Raw genomic sequence first — 17,953 nt, forward strand, 5'->3', positions numbered from 1 at the left:
TCGGCAGCTTCGGGATTACCCAGAGATAATTTCAGGTTATCGATCGAATTTTGTCAATTGTTGTATAATAGTAGATCGTGCCTTTTTCACCCCAAGGAGGATTAGTTATGGCAGGAAGTGAACTAAAAGCGGATCTATGGGTTAACGAATATATTACCCCCTGGGACATTTATAGTCATGGGGTTTCGCGGATTTTAGCCTACAAAAAAACCGATTTTCAGGAGATGTATATTGTTGAGTCGGGGGCCTATGGAAAAGCCTTGGTACTGGATGGGAAATGGCAATCTTGTACGGGGGATGAATTTATTTATCATGAAGCATTAGTGCAACCGGCAATGATTGCCCACCAAGAACCAAAAACTGCTTTAATTCTGGGAGGTGGTGAAGGTGCGACAACGCGGGAGTTATTGCGTTGGAAAACAATCGAAAAAGTGATGATGATCGATATCGATGGGGATGTGGTGGCAGCTTGTAAGGAACATCTTCCCGAAATGCACCAAGGCACTTTTGATGATCCTCGTTTTGAGTTAGTTGTGGCCGATGCTTTAGAAGTTTTAGACACCACTAACGATCAATGGGATATTATTATCTCCGATCTGGTTGATCCCATCGGAGAGGGTCCTTCTTTCCCCCTATTCACGAAAGAATACTTTGAAAAACTACAAAGAGTTTTGGCCGAAAATGGCATTGTCGTTGTCCAATCTGGCCCGGTTTCTCCTCCTTCGGTGATGTATCATGCTCGTTTGGTAAATACTTTAAAAGCAGTTTTTCCCTACGTTCATTCCTATTGCGCTCCCACTCCTAGTTATGGTTCTCCTTGGGGTTTTACTCTCTGTGCTAATCATCCTTTAAATACTCGTCCTGATCCCGATGTGGTGGATGAATTAATCAGCGATACAACTACGGGAGGATTACGTTTAATTGATGGCATGAGTTTACTCGGAATGTTACAAACTCCTCTCTATATTCGTCAAGCTATCGCACAAAATACGGAAGTTTATACCCTAGCAAAACCCCCGAAATTCTTCGGTCAAGGAGTAATCAGTAATCAGTAATCAGTAATCAGTTATCAGTTATCAGTTATCAGTAAATAAGGGTTATAATTAGAAATCGATCGAGTCTTCATGATTAAGAATTGTTTGCAGAATTTCTAGGGGAACAGTAGCAAAGTATTGCTGGAGAAAGTTCTCTAGGGCTACCGCTTCTAGAAATTGCTCAATCTTATTAATTTCTGCCCCATGATTGACTAATTCAAAGGATAAATTTTCTTGATTTTTCTTGACTTTAAAGCCATTTTCTGCTAGGGAAATTAATCCTAATTCTAGGGTATGATAACTGAGGTTTAAGCGGTTTTGTAATTGTTGACGGGAAATACTGGTTTTAGTTCTAGCTAAATATTTCCCAATCCCCACAAGGTTTATCCATGTGGTGTGGGCGGATTTTTTAAAAGGACTACCATAGGCAAGAACTAACTTTTTATCGCGTAAAATTGCCTGTTGATATTCCCTGGAAAGTTTTGTCCAATCCCGGGGACATTCCCAGAGAAAAAGGGAATTTAATTGGCTAACTTCTTGACTAATTTCTCGATGGCGATTGTCGATTAAAAAATCTTTTTTATTGCTATAGGTTAGGGATTCTTGTTGATAGGGTTGCAGGGCAATTAAGCGCACTTCATAGCGATTTTTGTAGGTATTAAAATCTAATTCAACTACGGCATCATAACGGGTATCGGCAGCGATTTCATCTTTGTGATGACCCCACCACATACCGGGGAATCCCTGCTCGATCGAACTATCCCAGATATCAAAAGTTGTCCGGAGATAAGCGATTTTTTTGCCTTTGAAATCCTCAAGATTTTTATGCCAAAGATTTTGAAAATAACAATTTTGAATTAATAGCTTCGGTGTCGGATTACCCATCCCGCAGGGTTCCAGTAATTTTAATTCTCGAAATAGACTTTTTCCCAATTGGGAAACCGTCACCACTGCATCCACTTCTATCGGGGAAGAAAGGGAAGTTAAATCAATTCCTGTGCGTCGCAATTGTTGATTAATTCCCTCAATAAATAGGGGTAAATTTTCTATGGTTAAACTTAAACCAGCGGCCAAAGGATGACCACCAAAACGATGTAAAAGATGGGATTGAGAGGATACTAATTGATAGAGATCGATCTCGCAAATTGACCTAGCGGAACCCTTAGCAAAAGGTGGTTCACTGGTACTTAATAAAATTGTTGGTCGCTGGTATTCTTGGGCAATTTTTCCCGCAACTAATCCTAAAATTCCCGCCAGCCATTGGGGATCATCTAAAATAATTACATTAGTAGTGGAAAGATCAATTCTCTCTAGTTTTTTCTGAACTTGTTTAATAATATCCCGTTGGATTTCTTGGCGACGAATATTGGCCAATTCTGCTTGTTCAGCTAATTCGTGACAGCGCTTTTCATCTTCACTGGTAAGTAATTCCACACAAAATCTGGCATCGCCATAAATGCGACTGACGGCATTGATGCGCGGTCCAATACCGAAGGATATATCCATCGGTCTATCTCCGGTTTTGTTACATAAATCGAGTAATTTTTTAACTCCTAAACGCTGAGTATTTTGCAGTTTTTGAAGACCTTTTTGGGCTAAATAACGACATTCTCCCGTCAATTTGACTAAATCGGCAATTAAACCAATCGCAACTAAATCCAGTAAATTTTCTAGGGGTTTTCTGGGAATATCTGGCCGGGTTATATACATCGCTTCCACTAATTTATAAGCAACGGCAACCCCAGAAAGATGATAGAAAGGATGGGTTTCCACAAAGTAGCGGGGATTAATCAGGGCAATCACCTCGGGGCGCTCGTCGGGTAGGGTATGATGATCGGTGATGATAATATCGATGCCTAGACTGTTTGCATAGTCAATTTCGGCGATATTCGTGCTTCCCGTGTCACAGGTGACGATTAAACTGGTTCCTTGATGCGCTAGTTTCTCGATACCAGGACAATTGAGGCCGTGGGATTCTTTTTGGCGATCGGGTATGTAATAATCTAACTGTTGATAGGGTGGGAAAAACTGCCCCAATCCTTCCCAGAGGACACTGGTAGCGGTGACACCATCGGCATCGAAATCACCCCAAATAGTCACTTTTTCGCCTTTATTTAGGGCTTTTTCCAGTCTTTTGACGGCGAAGTTCATTTCTTGCCCAAAATCAAAGGGAGTTTTTGACTGATAAGCTTTCTCATCCAGAAACGTCCGCAGAGTCGCCCCATCCCGGACACCGCGATGCCATAATATTTGTGCCACGACGCTGCCATCCGACTGTGAGGTGTAGTCTTGGACTATTTTTAAAAACTCTTGGGGAAGAGTTACCGATGGGGGAATTTGCCAGTTAGACACGGGATATCAAGGAAAAAGTAAAAAAGGTGGCAGTTTTTGTGATGTTCCCTATCTCCATTTAGCCACCACTAACGGGGGGAATTAAAACTATCTCATCGCCATTTTTGAGGATTTTCTCTCCCGAAACAAACTGAAGATTGACTCCAAAACGAGTAACATCCCGCCATCTTTCTAATTGAGGATAGGGGGCTATGATATAGTTTAACACTGCTGCCACGGAAGTGTGGGCAGGAAATTCAAGGTTTAATTGTGAAGTTTTATAGACTTCTTGATAAATAGCAAATAGTTTTACTGTGATCGTAATCTTTTCCATCTTTACATCAATATTTTTTCTAGGATAATAACATCAATTGGGAACCCTGTTCGGTTTTGCGGACTTCGATGCGGTGTTGAAAAGCTTCTTTAAATTGGGGCATATGAGTTACCGTCAAAATACAGGCAAAATCGGCGGATATAGCGTTAATTGCCGCAATTAAGCGCTCGCATCCTTCCGCATCCTGAGTTCCGAATCCTTCGTCAACAATGAGCATTTGTAGGGCTGTTCCGGCTCTTTGTGCCAATAATCTCGCTAAAGCTAATCGAATGGAGAAATTAATCCGAAAAGCTTCCCCTCCTGAATAGGTTTCGTAGGGGCGAGATCCCCGAGTATCGCCAATAACAATATCTAAAGTATCGATTGACTTTTGTCGCTGTTTCTTCGTACCTTTACCGCTTTTTTGGGTTAAAAAATGCACATGAAATTGGTTACCGGTTAAGCGAGCTAAAATATGATTAGTTTGTGCTTCTAACTCTGGTAAAATATTCTCAATCATCAGAGTTTGTAAACCATTTTTGCCGAAAGCTATGGCTAACTCTTTATAAACTGTATATTGTTTTTTAACTTTAGCTAAATCGCTCTCTTTTTCTGTCAGTTGTTTACCTAACGTTTCCAGTTGATGTAACTTCTCCTCAACCCGACCTTTTTGGGAGAGCAATCCATCAATTATCTGTCTTCGCTGTTGAATATTAGTCGATAATGCGGCTATTTCTTGGCGATAGTCAGTCAAAGTACCAATCTTTTGACTAATATTTGCTAACTCCTGATTTATCTTCTGGCGATCCTGATTTCGCAGCTGCAATCTTTGCTCAATGTCAACAATTTTAGCGGCTATTTCTGGATAATTTTTTTCTGCTTGTTGCCAATCTTGATACTGTAATCTTACCCCCTGTAACTGTCGGATCAGATTTTGAATATTCTGATGTTCACTGCGATCATAATTTAAGTTTTGAATAAACTTTTCTAAGCGTTCAATTTCCTGTTTAATTGGGGAATTTTGACCTAGTTCTTGCTTCTCTTGTTCTAGTCTAGCTAATCGATGAGTTAAATTAGGTTTCTCGGCATTGATATTAGCTAAACGACGGTTTGCTTGCTTAAGTTCTGATTCTTGAATTTCTGCCCAACGCCATCTTTTTTCTTCTCCTCTGACTAAAGCGTGACTTTGTTCATCATAGTTTAATAGGGCGATTTCTTGATTGACAATTTGCAATTCTTGCTGTAATTCTAGGGCATAATTGCCACTGCGTAAAAGTGCTTCTAACTCCACAAGTATCTCCTCGGTTTTCTCTAGTTCTATTTCCTTTTCTTCAATGGTTTCTAACTTGACTTCTAACTGCACATATTTTTGTTGTAGATTCGATCTTACTGGCAATTCTTGTTTAATTTGGGCTAATTCCTCCCGTAAACGTTTTAAATCTCGATCGCAGTCCGCCATCTGTTCCTGTAGGGACCAAATTTGCTCTTGAATTTGTTCTTGATGTTGATGGGTTTTCCTGATTACTTGATGACGGTGATGACTGTCTAAATTCTGTTCACACAGAGGACAAACCGAATCGGGAATATTTAATTTTTCCAATTTATCAGTTAACTCTAAAAGTTGTTCTTCATATCTTTTCTGTTGATCCAATAAACTTTTTTTATCCACTTGTTTGAGCGTTTCCTTTTCTTCAACTCGTTGACAATAGGTTTGTTTTTTGTCTAGTTCCTTAATTCGTTTGGCTAAATTGAGAGCTTCCTCTCTTAGTACAGGAATACGAGCGATTTCTGTCTCTAATTGTTGCCGATTTCTTTGCAGTTGTTCCCGACGAGCATTAATCCTGGCTTGTTCCCGTTCCAACTGCATATTTAAATCAGCTTTTCGGCTATTTAAAGGGGCATATTTTAAAGCTAATCTATCCAATTCCTGAAGACGTTGACGATGATAATTTAACTTCTCTAATCCTGCTTGAATATCCCCCGCTTGCTCGATAATTTTTTGAGTTTCTTGTTCCTGTCTTCCCAATTCTTCTAAACGAGCACTCGTTTGTTGGATGGGAAGGGTAAATTCGTTAATTTTTTGCTGTAATTTCTGTTCTAATTGTTGTTTATCATACTGGGCCTGTTGCCAAGCTTGCAATTGACTTGACAAACTGGCCTCTTTCTGGTCTAAATTGATTAGGCGCTCGTGGGCTGTAATGATTTCATTTTTGCGATGAAGAATAGTCTTTATTTGATTTAATTGATGGTCTAGACTAACTTTTTCTAGGTCTAATCTCTCGATTTCTGCTAATAAAGCTCGCTCCTGTTCTCTTTGCCACTGCAGCTGTTTTTCCCAATTCTGACGCTGATTTTCCTCCCCTTGCAGTTGCTGTAAACGCCGATTACTTACCTCTTGTTCTTGATTAATTTGGTTAATTTGAGTGCTTAACTCTTGTAGGTGTTCCTGATAAGAATTTTTCTCCTGAAGACGGAGTTTAATCGTTTCTACTTGCTGCTCGATCTGGAGGGACTGTCCATCAAATTGTTTCGATATATCCTTAGCTTTATTTGCTAAAATTTCATAGCGATCAAGTTGTAATAATTCTGCTAAAATCTGTTTACGACCACTGGGAGGCTGTTTCATAAACTCGTCCGCTTGTCCCTGTCGCAAATAAGCAGAATTAATGAAAGTTTTATGGTCTATTTTTAGATAAGTATTAATCTGTGCTTGGGTATCTTTAATACTTTTGCCCGATAAAGGACGAAAACTTTGATCATTAATCACCTGAAAATCTAAACCAGAAGCTTTCCCTCCCCGGTGACGACTACGGATAATTTTATAGATTTCTCCCCCATAACTAAACTCGAAATCTACCCGCGCATAATCGCTGCCCGCATGAATCACATCATCACCAATCGAGACGCGACTTTCTCCCCAAATTGCCCAAGTAATTGCTTCCAGTAAAGAGGATTTTCCTGCACCATTGGCACCACAAATACAGGCAGTATGTAGTCCGCGAAAATCCAGCACTGCCTCGCGATAACTGAGAAAATTTTTTAGGGTTAATTGTAGAGGAATCATAAGCTGGGGAGTGGGTAAGTGGGGAGTGGGTAAGTGGGGGGAGAATACAGTACAGGTTAGAAATTAATCGGAGGATAAAAAACCGAGGATAAGATAGCTTCAGGGCAATACATCTGAGTGAATCTATTCGCTATCAATAACTCCCTCCCGCAATAACCTCTAATCAAAGCTTAACTGAAATCAAGCCAGGGGCAAATGCACTTTTTTGTTCCCCAGAATTCTCCTCACCATCATTACAACTTAGGCACTGTTCACAGATAAACGCTCAGGGTTCCTCGATTTGCTACTCTAAAGGAAAGATAACCGATTCTTAAGACCAAATCTATGAGCATTCCCGAAATTAGCGTCCATGAACTCGCTCTCCGTTTAGCCGATCATGATCCTAATTTACAACTTATTGATGTGCGCGAACCAGAGGAAGTTGCGATCGCATCTGTGGACAGTTTTACCATTTTACCCTTGAGTCAATACCAAGAATGGTCGCCCACTATTGCCAGCCAATTCAACCCCCAAGCGGAAACCCTCGTTATCTGTCACCATGGCATGAGATCCCTACAGATGTGCCAATGGCTACAAAGTCAGGGTTTTACCAATGTTAAAAATATTAACGGTGGCATCGATGCTTATTCCCTCCTCGTCGATCCCAATATTCCCCGTTACTAATTTTTATAGCCCCCATCGGGAAAAGAGAGGGGTAAACTATCCCCTTTCTCCCCACGGAGGACTGATAACTGATAACTGATTAAGCGTTATACTGTCTAAAAAAATGTTATAAATCTTTATCTTAAGATTATTCCCCTATGTCCGCTAGAACCCATCTCAGCGATCGCTATCAACATATCTTAAAGGCGACAATTCAACATTATATCGCCACGGCCGAACCAGTTGGCTCGAAAACTCTGCTGGAGGAGTACAATTTTACTGTTAGTTCCGCCACGATTCGCAATGCCCTCGGTAAACTGGAAAAAGAAGGTTTACTCTATCAACCCCACACTTCCTCCGGACGCATTCCCTCCGATTGGGGTTATCGTCTCTACGTCGATGAGTTAATGACTCCCGATGACCGTATCGGCGAAAAAATCGGCTATTATCTGCATCAAAACGCTAAATCTCCCGCTTGGAGTCTCGAAAGTCTGCTGCAACGGGCCACCCAATTTTTAGCCAGTTTAAGCGGTTATATCGCTATCGTTACCCTTCCCCACACCCTCACTAATACCCTGCGTCATCTGCAATTAATCCCCGTCTCAGCCAAGCAGATAATGTTAATTATTGTTACAGATAGTTTACAAACACGCTCGGTTATGATAGAGATTCCCGATTACATGGCAACGGACAAGGAGGATGGATTAGCAGAAGAATTACAAATCCTCTCTAATTTTCTCGGGGAAAAATTAAAGGGTTATTGCTTGGCAGATTTAATTAACCTCGATTGGCAGCAAATCGAGCGAGAATTTGCCCGTTATACCCATTTTCTCCAACAATTAAGCCAAGAAATCAGCGCTAGTCTCCAATCCACTGCCACCCCAGAGATTATCGTCCATGGTGTCGCTGAAGTCATTCGACAGCCAGAATTCGCCCAATGGCAACAAGTACAAATGTTGCTACATCTATTGGAAGCAGAACAGGATCGCCTTTTACCCCTGATTTTACAAAGACCAGAACCAGAAAAATCAGCTAAAAAAGTCAAAATCAGCATTGGTTCCGAAAATACTCTGGAATCCATGCGCCCTTGTACTCTTATCTCCGCTTTTTATAAACAGGGAGATACTCCCGTCGGTAGTGTTGGTATTATCGGACCGACGCGAATGTTATACGAAAATACCATTCCCCTAGTGGAATCCACCGCTAACTATCTCAGCGAGGCTATAAGTAAGTAGATATCGCCCGCAGAGGTTCGGGAATGGGACAATCGACGGTAAACTCTAAAATTGTCTCACCATCCCCCAAATAGCCAGAATTGGCAAAACAGAGCAACATCCGCACCAGCGCCACCCACACATCTGCATCGAACTCCCAATCCTGTCCCCGACGCGCCCCACAGGCGATCGATTTTAGCGCCCAGAAATAACTATTTCTCACCACTGAACCGCCTTTTTTATAAACCGGTACATCCTCATGGTGAATATAAACAATATCATCTTTAGCGATCGCTCTCATCGGTGGCTAGGAAGGTTGCGGGAATTTTCAGCTGACTGTCTAGATAATAACATCTTTAGCGATCGCTTGAGTTGCCCCAGAAAACCCACCCTAATCATGAATTTATATTAAAGATTATGTCAAGTTTTCCTAAAATGTACCAAACAGTCTTGACAAACTGAAGTTTTCTTCAATAGAGCTTTTTCATTGGATACGATAGATTATAGTAAATCCAGCTTATTAAAAACTGATTATTTATTCTCCCTTTTGCCTCTTGCCTCTTGCCTTTTGCCTCTTGCCTCTTGCCTTTTGCCTCTTGCCTCTTGCCTGATCTCAACAGGCAATTTAAATTACGAACAGCTTAGGATAGATTAATTCCTATCCCCAGTGCAGGGTTTTGATAATCTGCACTTATAAATGGCTCACTTTAAAATCAGCTTTTTTCGTGGATATCCGCTCGTAAATTGTTTTATGTAAAGAAAAATTAACAAAAATCTCCTTGACAAAATCAAAAGCTACCAATTAGAATCAACCTCGAAAATCAACAGTATATAGTAGGTATTATCTATTGTCTGCGGATGTTAATTTTCTGCCGATGTTCCCCTAAACCTTTTGAACTCCGGTAATTTGCTTAATTTATCTCCTTACTAGACAAGGAAAAAATCATGAGAAGCCATCAAGTCGCAGTTTTATTATCTACTTTCGCTACCGTTGCCCTAGTTGCCCCCGCAGTCCAAGCGGGAACCCTTGTTACCTCCCTACCCATTCAATTCGTAACCGTTACAGGTGGTTTTACTTCCCCCTCCACCCCTCCTGGCACTCCCGATCCCATCAATGGGATTAGTGCCACCATTAATGGTACTGGCAGTGGTAGCACTATCCCCTTTAATCCCACCACCGGCGGTGCAATTCTGTCTAATTTCCTCGGTGCCAATGTGCTATTTAATTACACTGCTGGCAACCCCCTCACCTTCGATTTATTATCTAACGGTAGTTCTGTCTTTACTGACAGTTTCTCTACCACTGGCTCCTATAACATTGATCTGAAGTCCATTGTTCCAAGTGTTGCCAATACGGATCTCGTGGTTCAGTTCAGCGTCCTCTCTGGTACTGGTACAACCAGCATTAATGGCGTTAAATTACAAATCACCACCAAAACACCTGAACCAGGAGCTATGACCGCTATCGGTTTATTCGGTCTGGGTTTAGCCAGTGCCGCTACCCGTCGTCAACTGCAAGAAAAAGCCAAAACCAAAGTCTAAATCATCTAAAATTGCGGTTTGACACTAAAACGAGGTGTGTCGGGTTAGGTGCATCTCAATTTTGAAGAACTATCTAGGGCTTGCTGAATAAATCTAAAAACCTTGTTGGATAATATCTTTAGGCCTTTTTGATTTCAAAAAGTGCCGACCATTCCATTGGAGTTATCGGGGGGGGGAAATTTTAGGGACTTTTTCCACACCCCACACCCTACCTCTAGGAAAAACTTCTCCAGCAAACCCTATTTAATTAACTATGACCACCAATACTGTCACCACTCCCTCGCCCCAAAAACTCTGGTTAGCAGCCATTAAACCACCAATGTATAGTGTGGCGATTATACCGATTATTTTGGGAACAGCGATCGCTTATCAGGAAACAGGTTTATTTTCTCCTCTGATTTTCGCCACTTTTATCCTCTCAGCTATTTTAATTCTCGCTTGGTTAAATCTCAGTAATGATGTTTTTGATGCCGATACCGGGATCGATGTCAATAAGGCACATTCGATCGTTAATTTAACCGGTAACAAATCTTTAATTTTCTGGCTGAGTAATCTTTTTCTATTATTAGGCATCGCCGGCATTCTTGCTATTAGTTATGGGCGAGGCGATTGGACTATCCTAGAATTAATCGCCCTCTGCTGTTTTTTGGGCTATACCTATCAAGGGCCGCCCTTCCGTCTCGGTTATCAAGGATTAGGTGAAATTATCTGTTTCTTTACTTTTGGACCCTTGGCGATTGCCGCTGCCTACTATTCCCAAGCTGGCACTTTTTCTCTCTCTAGTCTAGCAGCTTCAATTATTATCGGGATTACCACTTCTATCATCCTTTTTTGTTCCCATTTCCATCAAGTCGCCGATGATCTCAAAGCGGGTAAAAAATCACCTATTGCCCGTTTAGGTACTTTGAAAGGTTCTAGAGTTTTAACCGCAGTGACGGTTCTCGTTTACGTTTTAACGGTAGTTTTTGTCCTGCTGCAAGTTTATCCCCCTCTCACTCTTTTAATCTTTCTTAGTCTCCCTTTCGCTTGGCAATTAGTCAACCACGTTAACCGAAATCACGACCAACCCCAGCTAGTCAGTAACTGCAAGTTTATGGCGGTTAATCTCCACTTTTTTAGTGGCCTTCTCTTTGCCCTTGGTTATTGCCTTGCTTCCCGTTCATAGACCAGATTTTTTTCTTAAACCCCTTGACAAAACCCCGTCACTTGACATATACTTATATTCATAATGGTAATCCGTGCCTGCCTGCGAACCCCTCATTTTTAGGTGGGATAGACCGCAAAAAATTAACCGACTTGAATCAGTTATCAGTTATCAGATTTGAGTTTTAAGTGTGCAGTATGTATTAAGTGGGCCGTGTTAAATACGGCGGATTCAGCCTTAGTCTTGTACATCTTCCAGTTTCCTACTGTCTTTTTACTGATCACTGATGACTGTTTACTGTACCCGATCGAGTTTGCACTGATTAACGGAAAAGTGACAGAATAGGGAGATAGATCGCCACAAATCAAGGTTAGCATGAGTGAACAGCCCCTCGGATCGGTTATTCAAGGTTCCCTGAGTGAAGGTTTAGAAATCCGTCTTTATCCCGATATTTCGGTAGAAGATATGCGCGTCGGTAAATTTTTAGTGGTGCAAGGCACTCGCTCGCGTTTTTTCTGTCTCCTCACCGATGTCTCCCTGGGTAACTCCAGTCCCCGGATTATCGCGAATCCTCCCCATCCCGATGATAGTTTTATGCGGGATGTTTTGGCGGGTAGCGGTACTTATGGTACTATTGAACTATCGCCTATGCTCATGTTCACACCGACGGGAGGTAATTCTCCCGCAGTTTCCGACACTTCTTTAGGCTCTTTTCAACCCCAAACCAGCGCCGATTTAGAATTACTGCCAGTTAAAACTATTCCCGCCCATTTTAGCCAAGTTTATGAAGCTTGTGAGCAGGATTTTCGCATGGTTTTCGGTTGGGAAGATGATCCCACCAGAAAGAATTTTGCTATTGGTCAACCCCTTGACATGGACGTGCCAATATGTATTAATCTCGATCGCTTTGTGGAACGTAGTAACGGTGTTTTTGGCAAATCCGGGACGGGAAAATCCTTTTTAACTAGATTACTAATTTCGGGCATTATTCGCAAACAAGCAGGGGTTAACCTCATGTTTGATATGCACTCGGAATACGGTTGGGAAGCGATGAAAGAGGGGAAAGAGGTTTCTACGGTGAAAGGATTATGTCAATTATTCCCCGGACAGGTAGAAATTTATACCCTCGATCCCGATTCTACCAAACGCCGGGGAGTACGAGGAGCGCAGGAATTATTCTTAAGTTATAATCAGATTGAAATCGAAGATATTCGTTTAATCGGTCGGGAATTAGGCATCTCGGAAGCTAGTTTAGATAATGCCAATATTCTCTATAACGAGTATGGAGAATTTTGGATTACTCAGTTATTAAGTATGAGTAACGAGGATATTAAAATCTTCTGTACGGAAAAACAGGGCCATGCGGGATCAATTATGTCCCTCCAGAGAAAATTAATGCGTCTGGAGAGTTTGAAATATTTAAAAAGTGTTTGTCCCCACAATTATATCGATCAGGTTTTGCAAGCTTTAGATGCGGGTAAGCACGTTGTCATCGAATTTGGCTCCCAAAGTAATATGCTTTCCTATATGTTAGCCACCAATATGATCACCCGTCGGATTCATGCTAATTATGTTAAAAAAGCTGAATATTTTTTACAAACTAAAAACCCCGTTGATCGGCCGCAACAGTTAGTGATTACCATTGAAGAAGCTCATCGATTTTTAGATTCTGCTGTGGTACATCAAACTATCTTTGGAACTATCGCTAGGGAGATGCGAAAATACTTTGTTACTCTCCTAATTGTCGATCAAAGACCTTCAGGAATTGATAACGAAGTCATGTCTCAGGTAGGGACGAGGATCACCTGTTTATTAAACGATGAAAAGGACATCGAAGCCATATTTACTGGGGTTTCTGGAGGGGGAAGTTTGCGATCAGTGTTAGCGAAATTAGACTCAAAACAACAGGCTTTAGTTTTAGGTCATGCGGTCCCCATGCCGGTGGTAATTCGTACTCGCGCCTACGATCAAAAATTCTATACTGAAATAGGTGCGACCGACTGGCGAGAATTACCCGATGAGGAAGTTTTAGCGGCGGCCAAAATTGCCAAGGCCGATCTAGGATTTTAAAAAAATTGATTTTTAATTGTAGAATAGAGTTGGATTGTTTTTACTGTTTACCCCTCATGACCGCTCCAATACCGATCCCGAAGAATTGAGCAAGCAAGAAATTCCGATAGAAGTCATTATTACCCCAGCAGAAACCCTGGATGAAAACTGGTTTCCCTAACTATGCAACAAGGTGATTTAATCGAGATCGAGATTACCGACCTCAACCATACGGGCGAAGGTGTGGGAAAATACCGAGGACAGGTGATTTTTGTGCCAGATACGGTCATTGGCGATCGCGTTGAAACTCGCATCACCTATATCAAAAAAAGTCATGCGATCGGCAAACTACAAACTATTCTACAAGCTTCTCCCCATCGTATCCGTCCCCGCTGCATCGTCGCCGATAAATGTGGCGGCTGTCAATGGCAACACATCGAGGATCAATTTCAGATTCAGGTCAAAAAAGAGCAAGTACAAGAGGTATTAACCAGAATTGGCGGTTTTATCGATCCTTTGGTTCATCCTCCCCTCACCGGTAATTCTCCCCTCGCTTATCGCAATAAAGCTACCTATCCCCTCGGATTTTCTCCCACCGGCAATGTGCAAGCAGGTTATTATCGTCGCGGCAGCCATCATCTGATTAATCTCAATCAATGTCCGATTCAAGATCAGGCTTTAAATCAGTTTCTAGCAGAGATAAAACGGGATATTCAGGAGCAAGGCTGGTCAATTTACGATGAAAAGACCAATCAAGGACAATTACGCCATTTATCCCTAAGAATTGGCCGCCACACTGGAGAAATTTTATTAACCCTGATTAGTACCGATAATAATTTACAGGGAATTGAGACCCAGGCGCGGCAATGGCTGGCAAAATACGCCAATTTAGTCGGTGTAACCCTGAATTATAACCCCGATCGAGGTAATGCTATTTTTGGCGCTCAGACCACAACTATAGCCGGACGGAATTATATTACCGAAAAGTTTGCCGGATTAACCTATCAATTGGCTGCCGATACCTTTTTTCAGGTTAATACAGAGGCTGCTGAAGCTTTATTGGCGCTTATTTGTCAGAAATTAGACCTTAAAGGTGAAGAAATTCTTATTGATGCCTACTGTGGTATCGGTACTTTTACTTTACCCCTCGCTAAACGGGTTAAAGAGGTGATTGGACTAGAATCCTATAGCTTTTCCCTCGATCGAGCCAAGATTAACGCCCAATTAAATAATATTACCAACACAACCTTTATTTTGGGGGCAGTAGAAAAAACTTTACCGCAACTGACAGTTAAACCTGACATTATTCTACTCGATCCACCCCGCAAAGGCTGCGATCGCTCTGTCCTTGATAGTCTGTTACGGCTGCAAAGTCAATGCATTGTTTATATCAGTTGTCAAAGTGCAACTTTAGCCAGAGACTTGCAGTATCTCTGTAAAACAGGCGATTATCAACTGCTAGAAGTGCAAACCGCCGATTTCTTTCCCCAAACTCCCCACGTCGAATGCGCCGCTTTTCTTAGACAAAAAACAGCAAATATGGTAGGATGAAATAAGGGGAAAAACCTGACCCTTTAGCCGTTTATAGCTGAAAAGTCAACGGTTAAAGATAATAGCATATTAAGACCCGTTCCAGTCAACTACTTTTTTGATTAATTACCCGCTCAAAGCTGCCTTGATTCTCGATTGGTGTGTAGATCAATCATAAAAATATCTAATCCATCTCAGAGACAGAAAAGGGACAAAATATGACTCATTAGGTATGGCAATCATCTAGATCGACGGTTAAGAAACCTTAATCTTTCTGTAAGAGAACAGTCATTGAATAAAAGCTAGAGGTAAAGCGCGTGATTGCTATTTCACTGCCCACAAGCAAACGAAGCTGGAAGACCATGAGTTTCGCTTCCACCTTGTATCTTTGTCCGATTTTAGATTTATTGACCGCTAGTATTCCCGAAAAATTAGAACCAGAAATTAGATTAGGATTGCAAGAAGCTTTAGTTAATGCCGCTAAACACGGCAATCATCTTGATCCGGGCAAAACCGTGGTGGTTCACTTTTCTAGCAGTAAAGACGAGTATTCTTGGGTAATTACCGACGAAGGTGGTGGATTTACCCCCCGTTGTCCCCATCATGGCTGCGGTTGCGATTGTCCCGATTTACCCCCCGAAGAAGCGGAAAATGGCCGAGGACTGTGTATATTATATCAAATCTTCGACCAAGTTCACTGGAATCAAAAAGGAACCCAACTGAAACTTTGTAAACAAATTAAACAGGAACGCTGGTTGAATTAATGACCATGACCGTGAGAAGGACAGGGAGGAGCAGAAATCGAGCGATCGAGCCAGCCTGTAGCCTGTTGTAGCCGAGGAAGTGCTTCTTCTGGCTGATTATCTAATAAAAACACCAAAGCCGTCCCCAATTGTTCAGCAGCCCGAGCATTACGATTGGCTTTCAGACGATGCCAGTCAATCGGTGCGATCGCCAAACGTTCCGCCAAAATCCGCGCCAATTCCAGGGTAGATAGATGATCAAGAGTCTGAGATGGGGAGGAGACAGGGGATGGAATCATAATTAAAAGGTTTCGTAAAACCGTAAAATCGTCTATAACTATAGTTTAGACGCAGGCAATCGGATCGAGTCCATGTCCTTAGAAGAAAACCCGTACCCTAACGATGAATCGGCAGAATTTACCCAAGCAATTGCAGAAGTCGAAGCGGCGATCGCATCACTAAAAGACCGTTATCGACAGATCAACGAAGCAGAACAGCAAAAAAAAGACCTAGAGGCACAATTTAGCCAAATAGAACCCCAATGGCGCGAAAATCCCCTACCTGAACTAGAAAAGGAATTGGCACAAATTCGCGAACAGATTCAAGAATTAGAGGTAATTTTAGAAAGCAATTTACTCAAAGAAGGGGAATTAAAGCACCTATTCTGGGAAGGAATCCGTCGCGGACTGCTGGGGGAAGTTTTTTGGCAAATTGTCCGCTTTGGTGGTATTGGAGTCTTGCTGGGTTGGATTCTGCGATCCTGCACGGGGTGATTAACTGCAGCGGAGAGGGAAGCTTTTTGCTGTGATCGGTAAACAGGAACTGGCAATCAGTGAAAAGACAGCAGAAAACTGCCATTTAATAATGCACACTTAATGACGAAAAAAGGAATAGAGCCTGAAACTCTACTCCTCAATCAAAATTTTCAGTTAATTTTTAACCCTATACCACCGCAGAAGTCAAAGCTTCTTTGAGAATAGCGGCTTTATCGGTTCTTTCCCAGGGTAAATCGAGATCATTGCGACCAAAATGACCATAAGCTGCTACATCTTGGTAAAAACGATCGCCTCTTTCCGAGGGTAAACCACGCAGGTTAAAGGTTTGGATAATACCGGCCGGACGAAGTTCAAAGTATTTATTGATTAAGTCCAGAATGACATCATCGGGGACTTTGCCAGTGCCAAAGGTTTCCACGAAGACACTCACCGGACGAGCTACCCCAATCGCATAACCCACTTGAATCTCGCACTTATCGGCCAAACCAGCCGCGACGATATTTTTAGCCACATAACGGCAAGCATAGGCCGCGGAGCGATCGACTTTGGTAGGATCCTTACCGGAGAAAGCACCGCCACCGTGACGAGAATAGCCACCGTAGGTATCGACGATAATTTTCCGTCCCGTTAATCCCGCGTCGCCTTGGGGTCCACCAATGACGAATTTTCCGGTGGGATTAACCAGATAACGGGTATTGGCATCGGGCTTAATCTCTAAATCGCTGAAGACCGGTTGTACTACTGCTTCCCAGAGATCACTTTTAATCTTTTGTTGGACGAGATCATTATCGGTGATATCGCCGATAGTGGCATCGTGTTGGGTAGAAACAAGGATAGTATCGATACCCACGGGACGACCATCTTCATAAATGACCGATACTTGCGTTTTACCGTCGGGACGCAGATAGGACAGTTCACCCGTTTTTCTGACTGCCGCTAAACGGCGAGCGATGCGGTGGGCTAAACTAATCGGTAAGGGCATAAATTCGGGGGTTTCATTGCAAGCGAAACCGAAGACAATACCCTGGTCTCCCGCACCAATTTTATCAAGTTCATCATTGCTGAGAAGTTCGCGATTTTCCTGAGCAGCCGTGACGCCCTGGGAAATATCGGGAGATTGTTCGTCTAAAGCGACTAAAACGGTGCAACTATTCGAGGAAAATCCGTTATCTGCGTTTATATAGCCGATTTCAGCGATTTTCTTGCGAACTAAATCAACGAAATGAACCTGTGCTTTCGAGGTGATTTCACCAGTAATCAAGACTAACCCTGTATTGACAACCACTTCAGCCGCTACACGACTGTGGTCATCTTGGGATAACAGAGCGTCGAGAATGGTATCAGAAATCTGGTCACAAATTTTATCGGGATGTCCCTCTGTAACCGATTCGGAGGTGAACAAATAACGTTTAGACAAGTGATGTCCCTCACATAGTAGTACATTTGAACAAGAAAAGATTCTCGGAAATCTTTGACTATACAGTGTAACAGGGAATTTGTAGAGATCGAGTATTTTCAATAAGAAACCGCCCGAACATTGTCCGGACGGAGTGTGGTGTGAGGAGTGAACG

Annotated in this window: 15 protein-coding genes; 9 read left to right on the top strand and 6 right to left on the bottom strand. The window is 42.2% G+C overall.

Translation table 11 applies throughout. The features are described from left to right. The first annotated feature begins 107 nt into the window (after nt 1-107). A complete protein-coding gene (locus MiAbW_RS00085; RefSeq protein WP_151694571.1) occupies nt 108-1,055 on the top strand; it encodes a fused MFS/spermidine synthase in 948 nt (315 codons plus the stop codon). Nucleotides 1,056-1,103: 48 nt separating this feature from the next. Here the strand turns inward: MiAbW_RS00085 and recJ are convergent, their stop codons facing one another. Genes recJ through sbcC form a run of 3 tightly spaced genes read right to left on the bottom strand, consistent with a single transcriptional unit; the run spans nt 1,104 to nt 6,742 of the window. Further along, nucleotides 1,104-3,386, bottom strand: coding sequence for a single-stranded-DNA-specific exonuclease RecJ (gene recJ, locus MiAbW_RS00090; RefSeq protein WP_151694395.1), 2,283 nt, complete (start codon nt 3,384-3,386; stop codon nt 1,104-1,106). 58 nt (nt 3,387-3,444) lie between these two features. Continuing rightward, complete coding sequence (locus tag MiAbW_RS00095) at nt 3,445-3,699, bottom strand: MoaD/ThiS family protein (protein ID WP_151694396.1); 255 nt, start codon at nt 3,697-3,699, stop codon at nt 3,445-3,447. A 19-nt stretch (nt 3,700-3,718) separates the two neighbouring features. Beyond that, nucleotides 3,719-6,742: an exonuclease subunit SbcC gene (gene sbcC, locus MiAbW_RS00100; protein WP_151694397.1), complete on the bottom strand. Its 3,024-nt coding sequence runs from the start codon at nt 6,740-6,742 to the stop codon at nt 3,719-3,721. Between the two features lie 324 nt (nt 6,743-7,066). Between sbcC and MiAbW_RS00105 the strand changes: the two genes are divergently transcribed. Both MiAbW_RS00105 and hrcA read left to right on the top strand, forming a co-directional pair. Next, nucleotides 7,067-7,405: a rhodanese-like domain-containing protein gene (locus MiAbW_RS00105; RefSeq protein ID WP_151694398.1), complete on the top strand. Its 339-nt coding sequence runs from the start codon at nt 7,067-7,069 to the stop codon at nt 7,403-7,405. A 137-nt stretch (nt 7,406-7,542) separates the two neighbouring features. Further along, the gene (gene hrcA, locus MiAbW_RS00110; protein WP_151694399.1) at nt 7,543-8,619 is read left to right on the top strand and encodes a heat-inducible transcriptional repressor HrcA; all 1,077 of its coding nucleotides are present in this window, start codon (nt 7,543-7,545) and stop codon (nt 8,617-8,619) included. On the opposite strand, the gene MiAbW_RS00115 is transcribed toward hrcA, so the two are convergent. Further along, on the bottom strand, nt 8,606-8,899 hold the full coding sequence (locus MiAbW_RS00115; protein ID WP_151694400.1) for a hypothetical protein: 294 nt from the start codon (nt 8,897-8,899) through the stop codon (nt 8,606-8,608). The two genes, hrcA and MiAbW_RS00115, sit on opposite strands and share 14 nt — an antisense overlap. A 644-nt stretch (nt 8,900-9,543) precedes the next feature. On the opposite strand from MiAbW_RS00115, the gene MiAbW_RS00120 reads away from it, so the two are divergent. The 5 genes from MiAbW_RS00120 to MiAbW_RS00145 all read left to right on the top strand — a co-directional run bounded on the left by MiAbW_RS00120 (nt 9,544) and on the right by MiAbW_RS00145 (nt 15,627). Next, nucleotides 9,544-10,140: a PEP-CTERM sorting domain-containing protein gene (locus MiAbW_RS00120; protein ID WP_151694401.1), complete on the top strand. Its 597-nt coding sequence runs from the start codon at nt 9,544-9,546 to the stop codon at nt 10,138-10,140. A 253-nt stretch (nt 10,141-10,393) separates the two neighbouring features. Continuing rightward, a complete protein-coding gene (menA, locus tag MiAbW_RS00125) occupies nt 10,394-11,305 on the top strand; it encodes a 2-carboxy-1,4-naphthoquinone phytyltransferase (RefSeq protein ID WP_151694402.1) in 912 nt (303 codons plus the stop codon). A gap of 354 nt (nt 11,306-11,659) precedes the next feature. After that, a complete protein-coding gene (locus MiAbW_RS00130; RefSeq protein ID WP_151694403.1) occupies nt 11,660-13,354 on the top strand; it encodes a helicase HerA domain-containing protein in 1,695 nt (564 codons plus the stop codon). A gap of 162 nt (nt 13,355-13,516) precedes the next feature. Beyond that, nucleotides 13,517-14,884 (top strand): 23S rRNA (uracil(1939)-C(5))-methyltransferase RlmD, encoded by a 1,368-nt coding sequence (gene rlmD / locus MiAbW_RS00140; RefSeq protein ID WP_151694404.1) that lies wholly within the window; start codon nt 13,517-13,519, stop codon nt 14,882-14,884. Nucleotides 14,885-15,225: 341 nt separating this feature from the next. After that, nucleotides 15,226-15,627, top strand: a complete 402-nt coding sequence (locus tag MiAbW_RS00145; RefSeq protein ID WP_151694405.1) for an ATP-binding protein — start codon at nt 15,226-15,228, stop codon at nt 15,625-15,627. On the opposite strand, the gene MiAbW_RS00150 is transcribed toward MiAbW_RS00145, so the two are convergent. Beyond that, nucleotides 15,624-15,905: a DUF6439 family protein gene (locus tag MiAbW_RS00150; protein WP_151694406.1), complete on the bottom strand. Its 282-nt coding sequence runs from the start codon at nt 15,903-15,905 to the stop codon at nt 15,624-15,626. The genes MiAbW_RS00145 and MiAbW_RS00150 overlap by 4 nt on opposite strands. Nucleotides 15,906-15,977: 72 nt before the next feature. Here MiAbW_RS00150 and MiAbW_RS00155 point away from each other — a divergent pair, with 72 nt between their 5' ends. Next, nucleotides 15,978-16,379, top strand: coding sequence for a DUF2203 domain-containing protein (locus MiAbW_RS00155; RefSeq protein WP_151694407.1), 402 nt, complete (start codon nt 15,978-15,980; stop codon nt 16,377-16,379). Between the two features lie 169 nt (nt 16,380-16,548). On the opposite strand, the gene metK is transcribed toward MiAbW_RS00155, so the two are convergent. After that, nucleotides 16,549-17,799, bottom strand: a complete 1,251-nt coding sequence (gene metK, locus MiAbW_RS00160) for a methionine adenosyltransferase (protein ID WP_151694408.1) — start codon at nt 17,797-17,799, stop codon at nt 16,549-16,551. Nucleotides 17,800-17,953: the final 154 nt, after the last annotated feature.

It is taken from the genome of Microcystis aeruginosa NIES-4325, assembly GCF_008974145.1.
Classification (GTDB): Bacteria; Cyanobacteriota; Cyanobacteriia; order Cyanobacteriales; family Microcystaceae; genus Microcystis; species Microcystis aeruginosa_G.